This window comes from Negativicoccus succinicivorans (assembly GCF_014207605.1).
GTDB lineage: Bacteria > Bacillota > Negativicutes > Veillonellales > Negativicoccaceae > Negativicoccus > Negativicoccus succinicivorans.
On the sequence record NZ_JACHHI010000001.1, the window covers coordinates 113,073 to 131,239 of the forward strand.

The 18,167-nt window shown below is 47.5% G+C and carries 14 protein-coding genes; 13 read left to right on the forward strand and 1 reads right to left on the reverse strand.

From position 1 onward, the window contains the following. Positions 1-14 precede the first annotated feature (14 nt). The 8 genes from ispG to HNR45_RS00665 all read left to right on the forward strand — a co-directional run bounded on the left by ispG (position 15) and on the right by HNR45_RS00665 (position 11,475). The gene (gene ispG / locus HNR45_RS00630; RefSeq protein ID WP_159822027.1) at positions 15-1,088 is read left to right on the forward strand and encodes a flavodoxin-dependent (E)-4-hydroxy-3-methylbut-2-enyl-diphosphate synthase; all 1,074 of its coding nucleotides are present in this window, start codon (positions 15-17) and stop codon (positions 1,086-1,088) included. After that, the gene (locus HNR45_RS00635; RefSeq protein ID WP_159822025.1) at positions 1,085-2,800 is read left to right on the forward strand and encodes a proline--tRNA ligase; all 1,716 of its coding nucleotides are present in this window, start codon (positions 1,085-1,087) and stop codon (positions 2,798-2,800) included. Before ispG ends, HNR45_RS00635 begins: the two co-directional genes overlap by 4 nt. A 104-nt stretch (positions 2,801-2,904) precedes the next feature. Continuing rightward, positions 2,905-5,286, forward strand: a complete 2,382-nt coding sequence (locus HNR45_RS00640) for a U32 family peptidase (protein ID WP_159822023.1) — start codon at positions 2,905-2,907, stop codon at positions 5,284-5,286. Further along, positions 5,286-7,637: an endonuclease MutS2 gene (locus HNR45_RS00645; protein WP_159822021.1), complete on the forward strand. Its 2,352-nt coding sequence runs from the start codon at positions 5,286-5,288 to the stop codon at positions 7,635-7,637. Before HNR45_RS00640 ends, HNR45_RS00645 begins: the two co-directional genes overlap by 1 nt. After that, positions 7,634-8,587 carry an alpha/beta hydrolase fold domain-containing protein gene (locus tag HNR45_RS00650; protein ID WP_159822019.1) on the forward strand — a complete coding sequence of 318 codons (954 nt, stop codon included), beginning with the start codon at positions 7,634-7,636 and terminating at the stop codon, positions 8,585-8,587. The genes HNR45_RS00645 and HNR45_RS00650 overlap by 4 nt, the downstream gene beginning before the upstream one ends. A gap of 10 nt (positions 8,588-8,597) precedes the next feature. After that, positions 8,598-8,936 (forward strand): hypothetical protein, encoded by a 339-nt coding sequence (locus HNR45_RS00655; protein WP_159822017.1) that lies wholly within the window; start codon positions 8,598-8,600, stop codon positions 8,934-8,936. 81 nt (positions 8,937-9,017) lie between these two features. Next, a complete protein-coding gene (locus tag HNR45_RS00660; protein ID WP_159822015.1) occupies positions 9,018-9,881 on the forward strand; it encodes a DegV family protein in 864 nt (287 codons plus the stop codon). Continuing rightward, the gene (locus HNR45_RS00665; RefSeq protein ID WP_159822013.1) at positions 9,871-11,475 is read left to right on the forward strand and encodes a DAK2 domain-containing protein; all 1,605 of its coding nucleotides are present in this window, start codon (positions 9,871-9,873) and stop codon (positions 11,473-11,475) included. Before HNR45_RS00660 ends, HNR45_RS00665 begins: the two co-directional genes overlap by 11 nt. A 52-nt stretch (positions 11,476-11,527) precedes the next feature. On the opposite strand, the gene HNR45_RS00670 is transcribed toward HNR45_RS00665, so the two are convergent. Then, positions 11,528-12,004, reverse strand: coding sequence for an S-adenosylmethionine decarboxylase family protein (locus HNR45_RS00670; protein WP_159822011.1), 477 nt, complete (start codon positions 12,002-12,004; stop codon positions 11,528-11,530). 144 nt (positions 12,005-12,148) lie between these two features. Here HNR45_RS00670 and HNR45_RS00675 point away from each other — a divergent pair, with 144 nt between their 5' ends. The 5 genes from HNR45_RS00675 to radA all read left to right on the forward strand — a co-directional run bounded on the left by HNR45_RS00675 (position 12,149) and on the right by radA (position 18,141). Further along, entirely contained in the window at positions 12,149-12,577 is a 429-nt protein-coding gene (locus HNR45_RS00675; RefSeq protein ID WP_024048836.1) for a CtsR family transcriptional regulator, read from the forward strand. A 14-nt stretch (positions 12,578-12,591) separates the two neighbouring features. Then, the gene (locus HNR45_RS00680) at positions 12,592-13,122 is read left to right on the forward strand and encodes a UvrB/UvrC motif-containing protein (protein WP_235020563.1); all 531 of its coding nucleotides are present in this window, start codon (positions 12,592-12,594) and stop codon (positions 13,120-13,122) included. Beyond that, positions 13,119-14,192 carry a protein arginine kinase gene (locus tag HNR45_RS00685; protein ID WP_159822009.1) on the forward strand — a complete coding sequence of 358 codons (1,074 nt, stop codon included), beginning with the start codon at positions 13,119-13,121 and terminating at the stop codon, positions 14,190-14,192. Before HNR45_RS00680 ends, HNR45_RS00685 begins: the two co-directional genes overlap by 4 nt. A gap of 6 nt (positions 14,193-14,198) precedes the next feature. Beyond that, positions 14,199-16,682, forward strand: coding sequence for an ATP-dependent Clp protease ATP-binding subunit (locus HNR45_RS00690; RefSeq protein ID WP_159822007.1), 2,484 nt, complete (start codon positions 14,199-14,201; stop codon positions 16,680-16,682). Positions 16,683-16,770: 88 nt separating this feature from the next. Beyond that, the gene (gene radA / locus HNR45_RS00695) at positions 16,771-18,141 is read left to right on the forward strand and encodes a DNA repair protein RadA (protein WP_159822005.1); all 1,371 of its coding nucleotides are present in this window, start codon (positions 16,771-16,773) and stop codon (positions 18,139-18,141) included. Positions 18,142-18,167: the final 26 nt, after the last annotated feature.

Sequence of the window (18,167 nt, forward strand, 5' to 3'; positions counted from 1 at the left end):
CATGAAGTGATAGAATGACACGAAGAAAAACAAGACAAATTCATATAGGACAAGTAGCGATCGGTGGGGATGCACCGGTATCTATTCAATCGATGTCGACATTCACCCCGACGGACATCACAGCGGCGGTAAAGCAAATCAATGAACTTGCGGATGCCGGTTGTGACATTGTGCGTTTGGCGGTGCCGAATCGGGCGAGCGCGCTCGCGTTGAAGCAGGTTAAAGCGCAAACCGACGTACCTTTGGTAGCCGATATTCACTTTGATTACCGCTTGGCTCTGGATGCCATTGACAGCGGTGTTGACGGTTTGCGGATCAACCCCGGCAATATCGGCAGCATGGAAAATGTGCTGAAAGTGGTCGAGAAAGCCAAACCGAAACGGATTCCCATTCGTATCGGTATTAACGCGGGATCATTACCGGAGCATATTCTGGAATCCTACGGCGGCCATCCGACCGCACAGGGAATGGTAGCTTCTGCATTGGAACATATTCGGATATTGGAGCAGGCGGATTATCATGAAATGAAAATTTCGCTGAAATCCACGGATGTTCCCATGATGGTGGAAGCGTATCGAACGCTTGCTGATCAGTGCGATTATCCGCTCCATTTGGGCGTGACGGAAGCGGGGACGGTGATGCGAGGCAGTATTAAGTCGGCGATGGGGATCGGTGCTCTTTTACTTGACGGTATCGGCGACACGATTCGTGTGTCATTGACAGCCAATCCCGTAGAAGAAGTAAAGGTTGCGAAAATGATTTTACAGGCAGCCGGTTATTCTACGTATGGGGCGGTCATGATTTCATGCCCGACCTGCGGGCGTTGTCAAGTCGACTTAATTCCGATGGCAGCGGAAGTCGAAAAACGCCTGGAAGGTATTAAAACGCCGTTGCGTGTAGCCGTCATGGGGTGCGTCGTCAACGGTCCTGGGGAGGCTCGCGAAGCGGACTTCGGAATTGCCGGTGGCAACGGTCAAGGCGTTTTGTTCCGCAAAGGCAAAGTGTTGCGTACTGTTTCTGAGGATGATTTAGTCGACGAACTGATGAAAGAAATTAATCAATATCTAGCGGAGGAGAAAAAGGTATGAGAGCATCTCAATTATATAGTCCCACGTTACGTGAAATGCCGGCAGATGCGGAGGTAATGAGTCACAAACTGATGTTGCGTGCGGGGTTTATCCGTAAACTCAGCGCAGGTTTATATACATTTTTGCCGCTGGCTTGGCGCACGTTGCGTAAAATTGAAACGATCGTGCGAGAGGAAATGGACGCTATCGATTCGCAGGAAATTATGATGCCGATTATTCAGCCGGCAGAAATTTGGCAGCAATCGGGACGCTGGGGGGCCTACGGTGAAGAGATGTTCCGTCTCCAAGATCGGCATCAGCGGGAATTTTGCCTTGGACCGACGCATGAAGAGATGATAACCACGCTGGTCAAAATGGATGTTTCTTCGTACAAACAATTACCGCTTACTTTGTATCAAATTCAAAATAAATATCGCGATGAAGTTCGGCCTCGTTTCGGATTAATGCGAAGCCGCGAATTTATTATGAAAGACGGCTATTCGTTTGATGCTGACCCGGCAAGCATGAAAGTCAGCTATCAAAAGATGTATGATGCGTATAGTCGCATTTTTACGCGTTGCGGATTGGATTTCCGACCGGTAGAGGCGGACTCAGGGGCCATCGGCGGCAGCGGCTCACATGAATTTATGGCTTTTGCCAAGTCCGGCGAAGCGGCTATTGTACGTTGTCATGATTGTGATTATGCGGCAAATATCGAAGTCGCATGTCCGCAAACACCGGATATTGAAAGCGAAGCAGCCGGCGTAGAGCTCGAAAAAGTGGCGACACCCAATCAGAAAACAATCGAGGCATTGTGTCAATTTTTACAAATTGATGCTGCACAAACGATTAAAGTCGTTATGTACCAGGCAGAAAAGAAATTGGTCATGGCCGTTGTTCCGGGCACGGCAGAAGTCAATGATGTGCGCGTGGCGGGATTAGTCGGTGCTGTGGAATTGCCACTTGCTGGTGATGAAGAACTACAGGCCCATGGCCTTATCCCGGGGTACCTGAGCCCGATCGGCTTGACGCCGTCGGATGGTTTGGAAATTATTGTAGATCCGAAAGTTATGCAAATGACGGATGCTGTCAGCGGCGCCAACGAAGCGGACACGCATTTCCGACATGTCATTCCGCAAAGGGATTTCCCCGATGTGCGCGTGGAAACGATTCGTCTGATTACAGATGAAGATGTGTGCCCGAAATGCGGCGGTCATATTACTATTGACCGTGGTATTGAGGTCGGTCAGGTATTTCAATTGGGCACAAAGTACAGCGAGTCGCTGGGAGCCATGTTCCTGGATCAAAACGGCAAGTCGCACCCCTTTTATATGGGTTGTTACGGTATCGGCGTATCGCGGACGATGGCGGCGACAATTGAGCAAAGTTATGACGACGATGGGATTATTTGGCCGGTTGCGATTGCGCCGTATCAGGTGGTCGTCGTAGCAGCTAACAGCAAAAATGAAGAACAGCAACAGGCGGCGGAACAATTATATAATGAGTTGACTCGGGCGGGCATCGAAACGGTCTTTGATGATCGTAAAGAACGAGCCGGTATCAAATTCAAAGATGCCGACTTGATCGGTTATCCTGTTCGTGTGACCGTCGGTAAAACATTCATTGAAGACGGCGAAGTAGAAATCAAGGTTCGTCGGAGTGGTGAAGTCACGAAAGTGAAGTCTGACAAAGCTTTGTCAACAGTGCAAGACTTGTTAGCATCACTGGCATAAAGGCACAAATAAAAAAGAGTCGATGCATCGACTCTTTTTTATTTGTAGCACTGACGGCTGCGTCAAAGGCCTATGTTATAATAAAGACTTGAAGAGGTGAAACAATGGAATTGTTAGCGCCAGCAGGGTCGCTGGCACATTTAAAAACGGCGGTTGCTGCCGGCGCTGATGCAGTATATCTCGGCGGGAAAGCATTCAGCGCACGCCAAAGTGCAGCAAATTTCGATCACGAGGAACTGCGGGAAGCGGTTACGTTGTGCCACTTACATGATGTGGCCGTTTATGTGACCGTTAATATATTGGTGGCGGATGCGGAAACGGAGCCTTTTAAACATTTTATCCGTGAGCTTGCGGAGCTTTCTGTGGACGCCGTTATCGTACAGGATATCGGTGTTGCCCAAATCATTCGTCGCGAAGCGCCGCTGCTTGCTATTCACGGCAGTACGCAAATGTCGGTAAGCGATCTTGCAGGGGTGGAATTTTTAGCGAAGGAAGGGTTTACGCGAGTCGTTTTAGCGCGTGAGCTTTCCCTGACGGAAATTCAAGAGATTACAGAGCAGGCATCGATTGAGATTGAAATATTTATTCATGGTGCGCTATGTGTATCGTATTCCGGTCAATGCCTGATGAGCAGCTTTATCGGTGGCCGCAGCGGTAATCGCGGCGCATGTGCGCAGCCTTGCCGGATGCCGTATGACTTGGTGGATGCGTCCGGCGGACGTAAGAATCCTGCGGCGGAACAATATGTATTAAGTCCCAAGGATATGATTTCAACGGATGTTATTGCGGAACTTGCGCAAACTAAAGTCGCCTCGCTTAAAATCGAAGGACGAATGAAGCAAATTCCCTACGTATATACTACGGTGAAAACATATTGGCAACTGATCGACGGTGAAATCAATGCGCAGGCCGCGCAAACTATGTTGGCTAAAAGTTTTAATCGCGGTTTTACAAAAGCGTATTGGTACGACTCCGTCGGTCGTGATTATTTAACACGTTTTGCACCGAACTATCATGGCGAACCGATCGGTATTCTTACAAAAATTGATAAAAACAAGGAATTGGCAGTGTTTGCGATGTCGCATATTCCGGCGAACGCAAACGGTGTCTATAAATATATCGCCAAAGACGGTGGTTTATGTTATGTCGCCGGTAAAGATGTAACGTATCAATCTGGGAAAAAAGAGTTGTACTTCCACTATGCCGAATTTCCAAAGGAAGACACAAAACTTTATTGGCAATCTTCGGAGCAGCCGGCAAATGTTACAGCGGATATCATCGCCATTCCTACCTACTGGGATGTGCATGCCGTTGTCGGTGAACCGCTGCGGGTGAAGGTTCGTACAGAAGAAGGTATTGCAGTTGAAATTGTAAGTGATTTCAACGTACCGATGGCTCGCACACAGCCGACAGATCTGAATCTTGTAAAAACGCAACTTTCACGTTTGGGCAACACCGCTTTTGTACTGGAGGGTGTGACTTTAACGGAAGGCCATTTTATGCTGCCTAAAAGTGTTTTGAATCATGTGCGTACGCAAGCACAGACAGCATTAACAGAAGCTATTTTGCAAACCTATAAAGAACGTCATTTTCAGGCGGTACCGACGGTTTACGACAGAGTAAAACCGCATGTGCTACCATCGCTCAAAAGTGCAGTAGTACGAGCTCGAACGCTTGCACAGGTAGAAACGGCATTGGCAGAAAAAGCCAACGAAATTATTTTTGGTGGCGATATATTTACCGGTGAAACGTATACGGCACAAGATTATGCTCAAGTGGTAATGCGTTCGCGGCAGCATCATGCTCGCGTAGGCCTGGCTATGCCGCGTCTGACGCGACAAAAAGAAGCTGCTGAAGTTGACCGTATGCTTCAAGATATGGTTGCCGCACAACCGGATTTTATTTTGATTCATGCGTACAGTGATGCGCAACGATTGGCAGAGTTCGCGCCGCAGATGCCTTTTTATGTAGCGCCGACGCTAAATGTGTTTAATCAGGAATCGTTGCGCTTTTGGCAACAACATGGTGCGAGCGCCATCTTTCTTTCACAGGAGCTTACACTGGCACAAATTCGTGGAATTTTACGCCAATACGACGGCTCATTGGGAGTATACGCTTGCGGTCGCACAGAATTAATGGTGACCGAAAATAATTTATATAGCGCCTATGGAGACGAAAAATGTACAGATCATGGAGTGCGGAATTGGTCACTGCGGGATCGATTGGGAAAGGAATTCCCTTTGCAGACGGATCAGTTCGGGCGTATGCATATTTTCAATTCAGTGCCTACAGATATGGCGCCGGCGCTCGCCCGTCTCTCGCAATACGGTGTTCACAAAGTGGTCATAGATGCGGCATTGCTTTCACAAAATGAGTTGGCGCAAGCAGTCAAAATTTACACGGCTCTATGGTTACAAGACGCCGAGTTTACGAATGAAGTGTTCCCGCAGGCAACGCGCGGACATTTGCAACGAGGGATTATGTAATGGAACGTAAGACGTTAGAGGCCTTAGATTACGGAAAAATTCAAGAACGGTTACGAGAGCGTTGTGCATCGAACGGTGCCAAGGAATGGGCACTGCAATGGTATCCCAGCAGTGATCCGAGAGAGGTTGAACGACGCTTAGCCGAAACAGCGGAGGCATTACTGCTGATTCAAAATGCACAGGCACCGCATTTCGGAGGCTTGCGGATGATTCGGCAGTCGCTGGAACGAGCGCAGAAAAAAGGAATCTTAACGGTGGAAGAAGTGCTGGCGATTCGCTCGTCACTGGAAGCCTATCAAGAAATTCGCGACCGCTTTATGGCGGCGCAGGAAACGCCTCGTTTGACAGCGGTTGCGGCAGAAATTGAGCCGCAACCGCAACTTTTAGCACGGCTTGAGACGATGTTTGATGAACGTGGCCGTATGCGCGACACTGCAAGTCCTAAACTGAATCAATTGCGTCGCACTCAGGAACGGTTGCAGGAACGCGTGAAGCATTCACTGGAAGCAATGATCCAGGATCGTACCACCGCTAAATATTTGCAGGAAGCGTTGGTTACACAACGTAATGAGCGCTATGTCGTGCCGGTTAAAGCGGAATATAAATATGCGGTGCCGGGGATTGTGCATGATCGTTCCGCAACCGGGCAAACGCTTTACATTGAGCCGCTCGTTTCCGTAGAATTAAATAATGATTTGCAAGAAGCAGCTTTGGCGGAGCATACGGAGATTGTGCGGCTAATGACGGTGCTTTCCGAACAGGTGGCCCAGGTCGCGCAACCGTTGATGCATACAGAAAAATGTACCACAGAGCTGGATTTCATTTTGGCACGAGGCTACCTTGCGGCGGAGGATCACGGACGGTCAGCCCAACCTGCCGCCGATGCTGAAATTATTTTAGAGTCCGTTCGTCATCCGCTTTTATCCCAAGAAAGTGCAGTACCCATCACTGTTGAAATCGGTAACGGGTATTCGATTTTGGTGGTAACCGGATCGAATACCGGCGGCAAGACGGTTGCTCTAAAGACGGTGGGTCTGGTAGCGGCGATGAATCAAGCGGGACTTTTTATCCCTGTTGCGGGACGTGCAGTTTTACCTATATTCCAAAATATTTGGGTGGCGATCGGCGACGAACAAAATATGGCGGAAAATCTGTCCACGTTTTCCGGGCACATGAGTCGCCTGATTCAAATCATGAAAGATGCAGGCAGCAACGATCTGGTATTGCTCGATGAGCTGGGATCAGGAACGGATCCTGTGGAAGGGGCGGCGCTTGCAATTGCGATTTTGGAGTACTTCCATCGCTTGGGGTCACTCGCCATGGTAACCACGCATTACAGTGAGTTAAAGCAGTATGTTTATACGCATCCCGGCATGGAAAATGCGCATGTTGAATTTGATGATGAGACACTTACACCCACATACCGTTTGCAGATCGGTATTGCAGGGAACAGTCAGGCGCTCAATATTACAAAACGTCTTGGCATGATTCCTGAAGTATTGGCTCGCGCGCAGGAATTGAAACAAGCTTCCGCGTATTATGAAATGGAAAAGGTACTCGAAGAACTGAATCATAAACGCCGCGAACTTTCCCGTATGGAGGAAGACCTGCAAATGCGGCTTTCCAAAGCGGAAAAATCGCATGCCAAATGGAATGAAAGCAACCAGGAATTGCAACGTAAAAAGCAAGCCATTCTGCAGAAAGCACGTGATGATGCGCGGCAATTAAAGCGTGAGCTTAAAGTAAATGCCGAACAAATCATTAAAGATTTGAAACGCAGCGCTAAAGAGGCAAAAGATAAACAGCAGGCGGTCGTTGATGAGAAGCGGCAAGCGATTGACCGTTTGTCGATACCGAGCGCGAATGAACGAACAAAAATCCCGCTTCGCAAGATCGAAATCGGGCAAGCGGTGTATGTAGATACGTTGGAAAAGGTAGGCACTGTTATTGATATCCAGGGGAAACAGTTTAAAGTTGATTTAGCCGGTCTGCCGATTACGGTGGCGGCCAGAAATTTATTTTACCCGTTACCGCAAGAAGCAAAGCCAAAGGAAGCAAACACAAAAGAACGGATTCGCAGCAAGGCAGTAGCTCCGAAAATGCGTGTGGCCGCGCAAAGCATTAATCTGATCGGAGAGACGGTGGCGGATGCCGAACCGCAAGTAGCTGCTTTTTTGGATGCGGCGATGCTGGCAGGTTTGACCTCGGTGGAAATTATTCATGGGAAAGGTACCGGCGCATTACGCAAAGGGATTCACGCACAATTACGCAAAATTCCTTATGTAAAATCCTTTTCATTCGCACCGGCAGTGGCCGGTGGCAGCGGCGTGACAGTGGTGACACTCGGATGAATAGCGTAGAGGAAAGTTCACGCAGTCGAGCGGTCAAATGGTTGTTGCGCTTAAGCGGAGTGAAGGCACTGACGGAATGGACCGACGGGGATATCCTGAGTTGGATTATCAAGCGACAGTTAGTGTGGGATGCCACCGTACCGCATTGGCTAACACAACGTCACGAAGTAAGCGATATGACAGAGGACGGCATTCGTACTGTCCGTATTGCGGCATCAAAAGAAAGCAACAAACAGTATTTGTACTATGTACATGGCGGCGGCTTTTTAATGGAGATGTATTTCCTGTACTGGCTTTTCGCCGATCGAATCACGTCGTCATTGGGGGCGGAACTCGCCCTGCCGATTTATCCGCTGTTGCCGGAAGCAAATATGGAAGCAGGTTTTCAGGCGGTTCTCGCTTCCTATCAACGCTGGTATAAAACAATTCCCAAGGAGGCCAAGATCCATATCATAGCGGATTCGTCGGGCTGCTCGTTAGCGTTACGATTAGCGCAGGAAACTGTCGCAAGCGGCGTACCGGCTCCGAAAAATTTAATTTTGATCTCGCCTTGGGTGGATATGAACGTATCGGATAAACGCCTCGATATCTATGAACAGGATGATCCTTTTATATCCGTGGAAGCATTACGTGAATGTGCTGCGATGGCGGTGCCCAATCAAGATTACGATGACCCGCGGTATAGTCCTTTATACGGAAATTTGTCAGGTATCGGGCGATTGAGTGTTTTCACAGGAACGGCGGATACACTGTATCCGAATGCATTGGCATTACGAAATCAAGCTACATTAGCGCATGTACCGATCAATTATTACGAACATACCGGGATGTTCCATATTTATCCGCACTTTCTCGTGGAAGAAGGGCGACAGGCATTTGTGATGATTAAAAAAATCATTGCGGGTAAAGCGCCCGATCCGAGAGGTCGCGGATTTACAATTATACGCTAAGGAGACAATTATGTTGAACAGTACAGAAAAGATGGTAGATGTAGGCGGCTTCCCGATTCCTGAGGATCAGGCAGAACAGTTTTGCGAAATGCGCGAAGCAATGGCAGAAGCAGCTACGGAAGTATTAAAAAGCTTTTGCACAAAGGTGGAGCGTAAAAATCTGGATGAAGTGCTGGGAGAAGGCGTTATCGGTTATTTTGCTGACGGTGACGAGGTGCATGTTTCGCTGGACCCCTTTGAAGTGCCGGCGATGCGTGTTGCGCATGAACGCGGTAAGTTGTTGGAATATATTCTGGCAGCTAACGGAATTCCCGTCGAATATTATGAACAACATCTTCGCAGAGTGTAAAAGTTGTTACGAAATACATAATAATGTACAATAATAAGGAAAACGCCCAAAGAGCGTTACGAGAAAGTAAAGGAGATGCGCATGATTCATATTATTTGTGACACCACCGCATGCTTAAGTGATGAATTTGTAGCTAGTCATGGCAATCTGCATATGATCCCCCTGTATATTTCACTTGGGGGCGGTGAAACTGTGAATGACAACAGTATCAGTACGAAAGAAGTTTTTGAAAGCTATGAAGCTACAAAAATTCAGCCGTTGACCAGTCAGCCGTCGATTGGCGAATGGATGCAAATTTTTAATTCGATTCCTGAAAAGGATTCGATCATCATTATCACGATTAGCAAGATCGTCAGCGGTACCGTACAGACGGCCCGGGTCGCAGCGAAGCAATCGAAGCGGAAACATATTGCAGTGATCGATTCGCATTCCACTAACGGCGGTATGCAGATTTTGGTCGAAGAAGCATTGACTATGATTGAAGATGGCAAAGACTTCGATACTATTGTGGCACAACTGCACGAAAATATTGCCAATTCGATTACAATGTTTATGCCCACTGACTTAAAATATTTGCAACGTGGCGGTCGTATCGGCAAAGTCGCAAGTTTAGTCGGTTCGATTTTACAAATCCGTCCAATTCTTTACCTCGAGTCGGATGCAATTGGTATACTTGACAAAGTACGCACGACAAAAAGGGCGATGCAAAAAATGAAAGAAAAAGCGATGTCTCGTCCTATAAAACGTCTTCACGTCGCCACTATTTTAGCGGATGAACTGGGACGCCAATTCCAGAGAGAATTGGAAAGCGAACTTCCGGATGTCACTATTACTCATTCGGAAGGATCGCCGGTCCTAGGGGCACACTTGGGACCGCAAGTGGTCAGTTTAATGTTGGAATGGGAACATGAAGACGGTACCGAGGAGGACACGCATGTACAGTGAAATTGACGGCACACATTATAAACAAATGCTGATTGGCGCTTATCAGGCATTTAAAGAGAATTATGAAAAGATCAATGAATTAAATGTATTTCCCGTTCCGGATGGTGATACCGGTACCAATATGCTGAATACATTACGTTCGATGTACAGCATGATTGTCAATAATGACAGTGAATTTATCGGTGTCATTGCGGAAACGGCAGCCACCGGTGCTATTATGGGCGCACGCGGCAACTCCGGCGTCATTTTATCGCAAATTATCCAGGGCTTGGCGAAAGGTTTGCGCGGTAAAAAACAGGCATCTTCCCGGCAGATGGGCAAAGCATTCCAGTATGGGATTTTATACGCATACCGTTCGGTCGTAAAGCCGGTCGAGGGTACTATTTTGACGGTCGCACGCGGCATTGCGAGAGGAACGCGTGACGTAACTCGCACGGAGCGTGACTTCAGTAACGTTTTGCGCAAGGCGATTCAAAGCGGTCAAGAAGCATTGGCGCAGACACCTGAACAATTGCCGATTTTAAAAGAGGCCAATGTCGTGGACGCAGGTGGACAAGGCTTACTGCTGTTTTTAGAAGGCTGCTTGGCTGGATTGACAGGCGAAGTAAGCATTACTCAGGAACAGGTGCCGGCTGCCGTTAAAAAATTGCAAGTAAAAGGTGAAACGTTCTCGATTGATTATCCTTATTGTACGGAATTTATTCTCCAACCGGCTAAAATCAAAGGTGCGGAAGCGCGTAAAGTACTGGAGGCATGGGGCGAATCGATGGTTGTTGCCGAAGGTACCAACCTGTTAAAAGTTCATATTCACACCCAACGTCCGGGGCATGTACTGGATATGGCAGCCGATTGGGGCACGCTGCATGATATTAAAGTCGATAACATGATGGACCAATTTGAACGAAATAAAAATATCGCTCGCAGTAATGAGAAAAAAGCATTAGGCTTATTGGCTGTGGTATCCGGCGACGGTTGGGAAGAAATCATGAAAAATATGCATGCCGAAGTGTTAAGCGGTGGGCAAACCATGAACCCTTCCGTCCAGGAAATTATGCAGGCGCTGGACGCTCTTTACGCGGACAACTATATTATTTTGCCGAATAATAAAAATATTATTCTTGCCGCCAAACAGGCGCAAAAAATCCTCGGCGAAAAATTACAAATTGTGCCGACTGCAAATCCTGCAGAAGGTGCCGCGGTAGCTATGCAATATGATCCGAATAATGATGTGACCAGCAATGTGGAACGCATGTGCGAAGAGCTTGAACACATCCGTGCGGCAGGAATTACTCAAGCGGTGCGAGACAGTTCGGTAGATGGCGTCAAAATTGCCAAAGATGATTATATGGGCATTATTTCCGGTGAGCGTGTGATTACCGCCACCGAACTTTCCGACGTGTTGGCTGACGTGTTGGAAAAACTGGTGAGTATGCAACCCGATGCCGAATTGATCACGCTTTATTACGGCGCCGATCTGGATGAAATGCAGGCCAATGAATTATTGGCCCAAGCCCAAGCGAAACATACGAATATCGATTTGGAATTACAATATGGCGGTCAGTCGTTGTATCCGTTCTTTATTTCGATTGAATAAAAATAAGAATAATAAAAAAAGACCAACAAGCGTTGGTCTTTTTTTATTATTCTTATTTATCACTGCGATGGGGGCGAAAAGCATTCAAAACCTTATCACGCGTCTTTTTAATTTGTGCTCCGGTAGTTTTTACACGCCGCCATTGGGTCGTATGAGATTTTGTTTTCGGTTTCATATCGCGATTGGGGTCGACTTTGCCCCGTTTGATACTGGTCGCACGAATCTTATCCGGTCGGAATTGGCGGCGGAAAATTTTCATTGTTTGCGTAGGATTGGCATCTGTACGGAATGTGAAGACATCCACAGCTACATATCCTAAATTGGGATAGGAGTGCAGGCAAACGTGACTGTCTTTACCGATTGCAATCACAACGAGTGCTTCATCATATTTATGTACGTGAGTATCATACAAATCTAAATCCAAATCCAAATATGCCATCGCCGTATGAATAGTATCCAGTAAGTCGGGGAAATTATCGACTAGCGAAATACGGCAGCCATAGCAGTCAATCAGAATGTGTTTGCCCATCGATAGGCTCATATGTTCACCTGCTTTCTATGCATCTATTATAACAAATGCAAAAAAGATAAAAAATAGTTGCAAAAAGTCAAAAGGTCAGCTATAATGATCATAAAGACAAAAGGTCAATGGTTATGTAAGTGAGGTGATTCTATGGGTAAGATGGTAGCCGATCGGATTGAACGGTTTATCATGCGCCGATTTTTAGAAGAAAAAGCACAGGAGATTATATTACAACGTAAAGAGATTGCAGATGCATTGAATTGTGCGCCGTCGCAGATCAGTTATGTATTAAGTACGCGTTTTTCCCCGGAAAAAGGTTTCAGCGTGGAATCACGCCGCGGCTTGGGAGGCTTCATTCGGATCACAGTTATTCGCCCGCTGGTCGGGGAAGATAATGATAGATTAACGATCGCTGATATCGATAAAGCGCTATACAATTTACTGCAGGAAGCGGTGATCACACAACGTGAGGCGCAGTTTTTACATGAAGCATTTTTGACTATTTGGCAAGAAACGGAAGGCAATATGCGAAGGCATCTCATGTTGCAATTACAGAAACGAATTAATCAACTTTTTTAGGGAGAAGGTGAGCGATGATGCAATGCGATCGTTGCCATAAGAATGAAGCGGTTTTGCATGTCACTCAAGTTCATAACGGGCATAAAGAGGAGCGACATCTTTGCGAAAAGTGTGCGCAAGAGACAGGGGAACTGCCGCAATGGACACAGAGCCCGTTTGATTTATGGGATACCGATTTTTTCAAAAGTTTGGTAAATCCGCAGCAAAGCCGACCGGAGCAGGCACAATGTTGTCCGCAATGCGGCTTGACATGGGCAGAGTTTAATGAACGCGGACGTCTTGGTTGCGCCCGGTGTTACGAAGTCTTTGCCGATTCTTTATTGCCTTTATTGCAGCGGTTGCAGGGGGCGACGAACCATGTCGGCAAAGTACCTTCAAGAGGGTCCGGTGTTTTTACTACCAATCACCAGATTAAGCGGTTGCAGCAGCAACTGCGTACTGCGCTGGAGAAAGAAGAATATGAAGAGGCGGCGCGCCTGCGCGATGAAATTTACGCGTTGCAACATGAGCCGCCAAGAAAAAAAACGGAGGAGGGGCAGAGATGAATATTCAAAATGTTTTGACGAGCCCCGCTCAGCCGTGGTTTCAGGGAAGCCATCCGGATAGTGATGTCGTGCTTTCCAGCCGAGTTCGTTTAGCCCGTAATATTGCCAATATTCAGTTTCCGAACATGGCCAACGAAAGTGAATTGATGGCCGTGGAAATGGCAGCCAATGAGGCCAAGCAATCTCTTAGCGAAGAGTATCAAGAAGAGATGACGTACGTAAAAATGTCGGATCTGGATCGTGTCGACCGTGAAATTTTATTGGAAAAACATTTAGTGAGCCCGCAACTGATTTCCGTGCCTGTACATCGCGGTATCGTAATCAATGAAGCAGCAGATATAACGTTTATGGTTAACGAAGAAGATCATTTTCGGTTACAAATGTTAGCCGGCGGGTTACAGCTGGAATCATTGTGGGAAAAAGCCAACCGTGCAGACGACGCATTGGAAAGCAAAATAAACTTTGCATTCACAGATAAATGGGGCTACCTAACGGCATGCCCAACCAATGTCGGTACCGGGATGCGGGCCTCGGTTATGGTGCATGTGCCGGCATTAGTCAGGACTAAAAAAATGAAGCGGATTATTCAGGGCATTTTGAAGTTCAGTTATTCTGTGCGCGGAATTTACGGTGAAGGATCGGAGATGCTGGGAGATATTTTACAAATCTCCAATCAGGTCACACTGGGAGTCCGTGAAGCAGAAATTGTAGAAAATTTAACGAACCTGACTCATCAGCTGATAAAAGAAGAAACGGCAGCGCGGGAAGAACTGCGCCGCACACAGGCGGTGGAACTGCGCGATGAAATTTGGCGCGCGTACGGTATTTTACGATATGCTCGAAAACTATCGGGACACGAAGCATTGACATTATTGAGTACTGTGGAGTTGGGGCGCATCTTGGGGTGGCTGCCTCATATTCCCGAAAATTTATTTCGCGAGATGATGGTTACGACACGTCCGGGGTTTCTCCGACGCTATGCCAACACCGCAACACTTAATGAAACGGACCGCGATCGGTGGCGATCAGCTGTCGTTCGTGAAACATTAGACAACAAAGTAAAGGAGTGAAAATATATGAACAATAAATTAACGGAGAGCGCAAAAGCAGCACTGACCTATGCGCAAGAAACCGCGATGGAAGCAGGTTCAGATGTCGTCGGCACGGAACATATCCTGTTGGGGATTGCTTCACAGCCGAAAAGTATCGGTGGCAAAGTATTAAATGAAGTCGGCTTTACGCTTGAAAAAGGTCGTGCCATGTTGCTTGGGAATCGTCCGGCAAATCCGTCTTCCGATATCGGCATGAGTCCGCGCACTAAACGTGTCTTGCAAAGTGCAGTTGGGGAAGCAGCTCGTTTAGGACAAAATTATATCGGTACTGAGCATTTGCTTTTGGGTATTCTGCGTGACAGTGGCGGCATCGCGGTGCGGATGTTGCAGGAACTTGGTATTGGCGGTCGAGAGCTGACCCAAGCATTTCAGAAATATCTCGGCACGGAAACGGATCAGGAAGCCGGCGACACCAATTCGGATTTGGGTGACTTGGGTGAGTATGCACGTGATTTAAATAAAATGGCAGAAGAAGGCAAAATTGATCCTGTCATCGGTCGTGAAAAAGAAATTGAGCGAGTGATTCAAATTTTGAGCCGTCGCACTAAAAACAATCCGGTGCTGATCGGTGAGCCGGGGGTAGGTAAAACAGCGATTGCGGAAGGCCTTGCGCAACGCATTGTGTCAGGTAATGTGCCCGAAATTTTGAGAAATCGTAAAATTATTTCGCTGAACATGTCATCGGCGGTCGCGGGTACTAAATACCGTGGAGAATTTGAAGAACGCTTGAAAAAAATTATTGACGAAGTACGTAAACATGAAGAGTGGATTTTATTTATTGATGAATTACATACCTTAATCGGTGCGGGCAAGACGGAAGGCGCTATGGATGCGGCCAACATTATGAAGCCTGCTTTAGCGCGCGGAGAATTGCAATGCATTGGTGCGACTACGTTGGACGAGTATAAAAAACATATCGAAAAAGACGCCGCTTTGGAACGTCGTTTCCAGCCGGTTTTAGTCGGTGAACCGACCGAAGAAGATGCGGAACAGATTTTATTAGGATTACGGGATCGCTATGAAGGGTTCCATAAAGCTAAAATTACAGATGAAGCGATTCATGCCGCAGTCCAACTTTCGGCTCGTTATATCGCGGATCGATTCTTACCGGATAAGGCAATCGACGTAATGGATGAAGCAGCGGCAAAAGTACGCATTGCGGCCGCGGCTACACCTCCCGACATTAAATCGAAAGAAGAAGAGCTTAATAAGGTATTGAAAGAAAAGGAAGAAGCAGTAACTTCGCAGGAATATGAACGTGCCGCTCAATTGCGCGATCGCGAACACGAGTTGCAGGATGAATTGAATAAAATTAAATCCGGCTGGAATAAAGGGGATGCCGATAATTTGGTCGTCAATAAGTCGGATATTGAAGAAGTCGTCGCAAGCTGGACCGGTATTCCGTTAAAACAAATGCAGCAGGAAGAAACCGAACGATTGCTGCATTTGGAAGAAGATTTACATGCGCGTGTTGTAGGGCAGGAGGATGCTGTACAGGCGGTTGCGAAAGCCATTCGTCGTGCTCGCGCGGGATTGAAAGATCCGAAACGGCCGATTGGTTCATTCCTGTTCCTAGGACCGACCGGTGTCGGTAAAACCGAATTGGCACGCACACTGGCAGAAAATCTGTTCGGGGACGAGAATTCCTTGATTCGTTTGGATATGTCCGAGTACATGGAAAAACATACTGTTTCCCGTCTTGTTGGGGCACCCCCCGGATACGTCGGTTATGAAGAAGGCGGTCAGCTGACAGATGCGGTACGTCGTCGTCCGTATAGTGTTATTTTGCTGGACGAAGTGGAAAAAGCGCACGCTGATTTCTTCAACATCCTTTTACAGGTATTGGACGACGGGCGGCTGACGGACAGTCAGGGACGTACTGTCGATTTCCGTAATACCGTAATTATTATGACCAGTAATTTGGGTTCACGGCGCTTACAGAATGATTCTGCGGAAATGGGCTTTTTGGTAGGAAAAAATAACGATACCTCAAGCGAACGAATTGCCCAAACGGCACGTAAAGAAATCATGGACGAAGTAAAACGCTTTTTCCGTCCGGAATTTTTAAATCGAATTGATGATATCATTATTTTCCACCCGCTGGAAAAAAAGGACTTGGAACATATCATCGATATTATGTTGACAAAGATGAACCGTCGCCTGAGCGAACAGAAAATGACGGTCGAAGTAACGCCGGCGGCCAAGGATTTTCTGATTACGAAAGGCAGCGATACCCAATATGGAGCACGACCGCTGAAGCGTGCTATTCGAAAATTCATCGAAGATCCGATTGCCGAACAGATTTTAGCCGGGAATTTGAAGCTGGGCGCTACCGTTGTAGCAGATAAAAATGATGATGATACATTGCGATTTACATCGAAGCCAGCGATGAAAAACAGCTCGGATGCGGCAACGTCGGATACACCTTCTGAGAGTGAAGAAAAATAGCAAAAAGCCGGTAGATTTTCTACCGGCTTTTTGCTATTTCAACAATACGTCGGCTATGCTAGACTAAAGGGAAGAAAAGAGGAGTGTAATGGCAAAAAATAAAACTGTATTTTATTGCACAGAATGCGGCGCGCAAACGTTGCGTTGGAGCGGTCAATGCATGCAGTGCGGCGCGTGGAATACGCTTGAGGAGCGCGTAGTGAGCTCGAAAACTTCGCGCACTGTGAAGGCGACCTCGGACACGCGCGCATTGCGCTTCAGTGAAGTTAATGCCGATGCGACTCGACGTTGGCCGATCGGTGATCGTGAATGGGACAGGACGTTAGGGGGCGGCATTGTTCCGGGAAGTCTGATCCTACTCGGCGGAGATCCGGGCGTCGGTAAATCCACACTGATTTTGCAAGTAGCCGCTGTTCTTGCGAAAAGTCACTCCGTTTTATACGCCAGCGGTGAAGAGTCTGCGTCTCAAGTGTTGCTGCGGGCACAGCGTTTGGGTATACCCACGGACAATTGTTATCTTCTTTCCATGACTGATTTGGAACAGGTACTGGCCGAAGCAAAACGGCTGGAGACCGATGTTCTTGTTATTGATTCTATTCAAACAATGCAGATGTCGGATGCTGACGGCATAGTGGGCAGTGTCAGCCAAGTCAAAGAATGTACGCAGGCACTGTTGCATTTCGCAAAAGAGACCGGTACAGCGGTCATTATTATCGGTCATGTCACCAAGGAAGGGAATATTGCCGGACCGCGTCTTTTAGAGCATATGGTCGATACGGTTTTGTATTTGGAAGGAGAAGCAGGGCATCCGTTGCGTGTTTTGCGGGCTGCCAAAAACCGTTTCGGAGATACCGCGGAAAGCGGTGTGTTCAGTATGCAAACAGACGGCCTTACCGCAGTCAGTGATTTGTCACGCATGTTGCTCGCCGATCGTAGTGAAGCGCAAATCGGCACGGTGGTATTTGCCGGCTTGGAAGGGATCCGTCCGCTGCTCGCCGAGGTACAGGCGTTGACCGATCCTACTGCATTCGGGTATGCAAAACGCACGGCCGTCGGATATGATCAAAATCGATTGACGGTGTTATTGGCAGTCTTGGCAAAACACGCGGAAGTCGGCGTGACCGAGCAGGATGTGTATGTTAATGTCGCGGGAGGCTTACGTATTACCGAGCCTGCGATTGATCTGGCCGTGGCATTGGCGATTTTCTCCGTGTTGTACAATATCCCGGTTTCCCCGCAAACAGCGGCTATTGGCGAGATCGGTTTGACGGGGGATGTCAGGCGGGTGCCGCAAATCGAAAAACGCTTGCAGGAACTTTCTAAAATGGGATTTAAAACCGTTTTCTTGCCGGCCGCCAATTATGCGGCATTGAAAGAAAAGCCGGATCATTTACAATTAGTTCCGTTAAAGCATTTACGAGAATTACGGCAGAAAATTTTAAACAATCCTGATTTGTAGTCATAATATTGCTGTGCTATGATATT

What these genes read in the sequence shown, in the direction of transcription:
- ispG (WP_159822027.1), top strand. Translation starts at nt 15, where the DNA reads ATGACACGAAGAAAAACAAGACAAATTCATATAGGACAAGTAGCGATC.
- HNR45_RS00635 (WP_159822025.1), top strand. Translation starts at nt 1,085, where the DNA reads ATGAGAGCATCTCAATTATATAGTCCCACGTTACGTGAAATGCCGGCA.
- HNR45_RS00640 (WP_159822023.1), top strand. Translation starts at nt 2,905, where the DNA reads ATGGAATTGTTAGCGCCAGCAGGGTCGCTGGCACATTTAAAAACGGCG.
- HNR45_RS00645 (WP_159822021.1), top strand. Translation starts at nt 5,286, where the DNA reads ATGGAACGTAAGACGTTAGAGGCCTTAGATTACGGAAAAATTCAAGAA.
- HNR45_RS00650 (WP_159822019.1), top strand. Translation starts at nt 7,634, where the DNA reads ATGAATAGCGTAGAGGAAAGTTCACGCAGTCGAGCGGTCAAATGGTTG.
- HNR45_RS00655 (WP_159822017.1), top strand. Translation starts at nt 8,598, where the DNA reads ATGTTGAACAGTACAGAAAAGATGGTAGATGTAGGCGGCTTCCCGATT.
- HNR45_RS00660 (WP_159822015.1), top strand. Translation starts at nt 9,018, where the DNA reads ATGATTCATATTATTTGTGACACCACCGCATGCTTAAGTGATGAATTT.
- HNR45_RS00665 (WP_159822013.1), top strand. Translation starts at nt 9,871, where the DNA reads ATGTACAGTGAAATTGACGGCACACATTATAAACAAATGCTGATTGGC.
- HNR45_RS00670 (WP_159822011.1), bottom strand. Translation starts at nt 12,004, where the DNA reads ATGGGCAAACACATTCTGATTGACTGCTATGGCTGCCGTATTTCGCTA.
- HNR45_RS00675 (WP_024048836.1), top strand. Translation starts at nt 12,149, where the DNA reads ATGGGTAAGATGGTAGCCGATCGGATTGAACGGTTTATCATGCGCCGA.
- HNR45_RS00680 (WP_235020563.1), top strand. Translation starts at nt 12,592, where the DNA reads ATGATGCAATGCGATCGTTGCCATAAGAATGAAGCGGTTTTGCATGTC.
- HNR45_RS00685 (WP_159822009.1), top strand. Translation starts at nt 13,119, where the DNA reads ATGAATATTCAAAATGTTTTGACGAGCCCCGCTCAGCCGTGGTTTCAG.
- HNR45_RS00690 (WP_159822007.1), top strand. Translation starts at nt 14,199, where the DNA reads ATGAACAATAAATTAACGGAGAGCGCAAAAGCAGCACTGACCTATGCG.
- radA (WP_159822005.1), top strand. Translation starts at nt 16,771, where the DNA reads ATGGCAAAAAATAAAACTGTATTTTATTGCACAGAATGCGGCGCGCAA.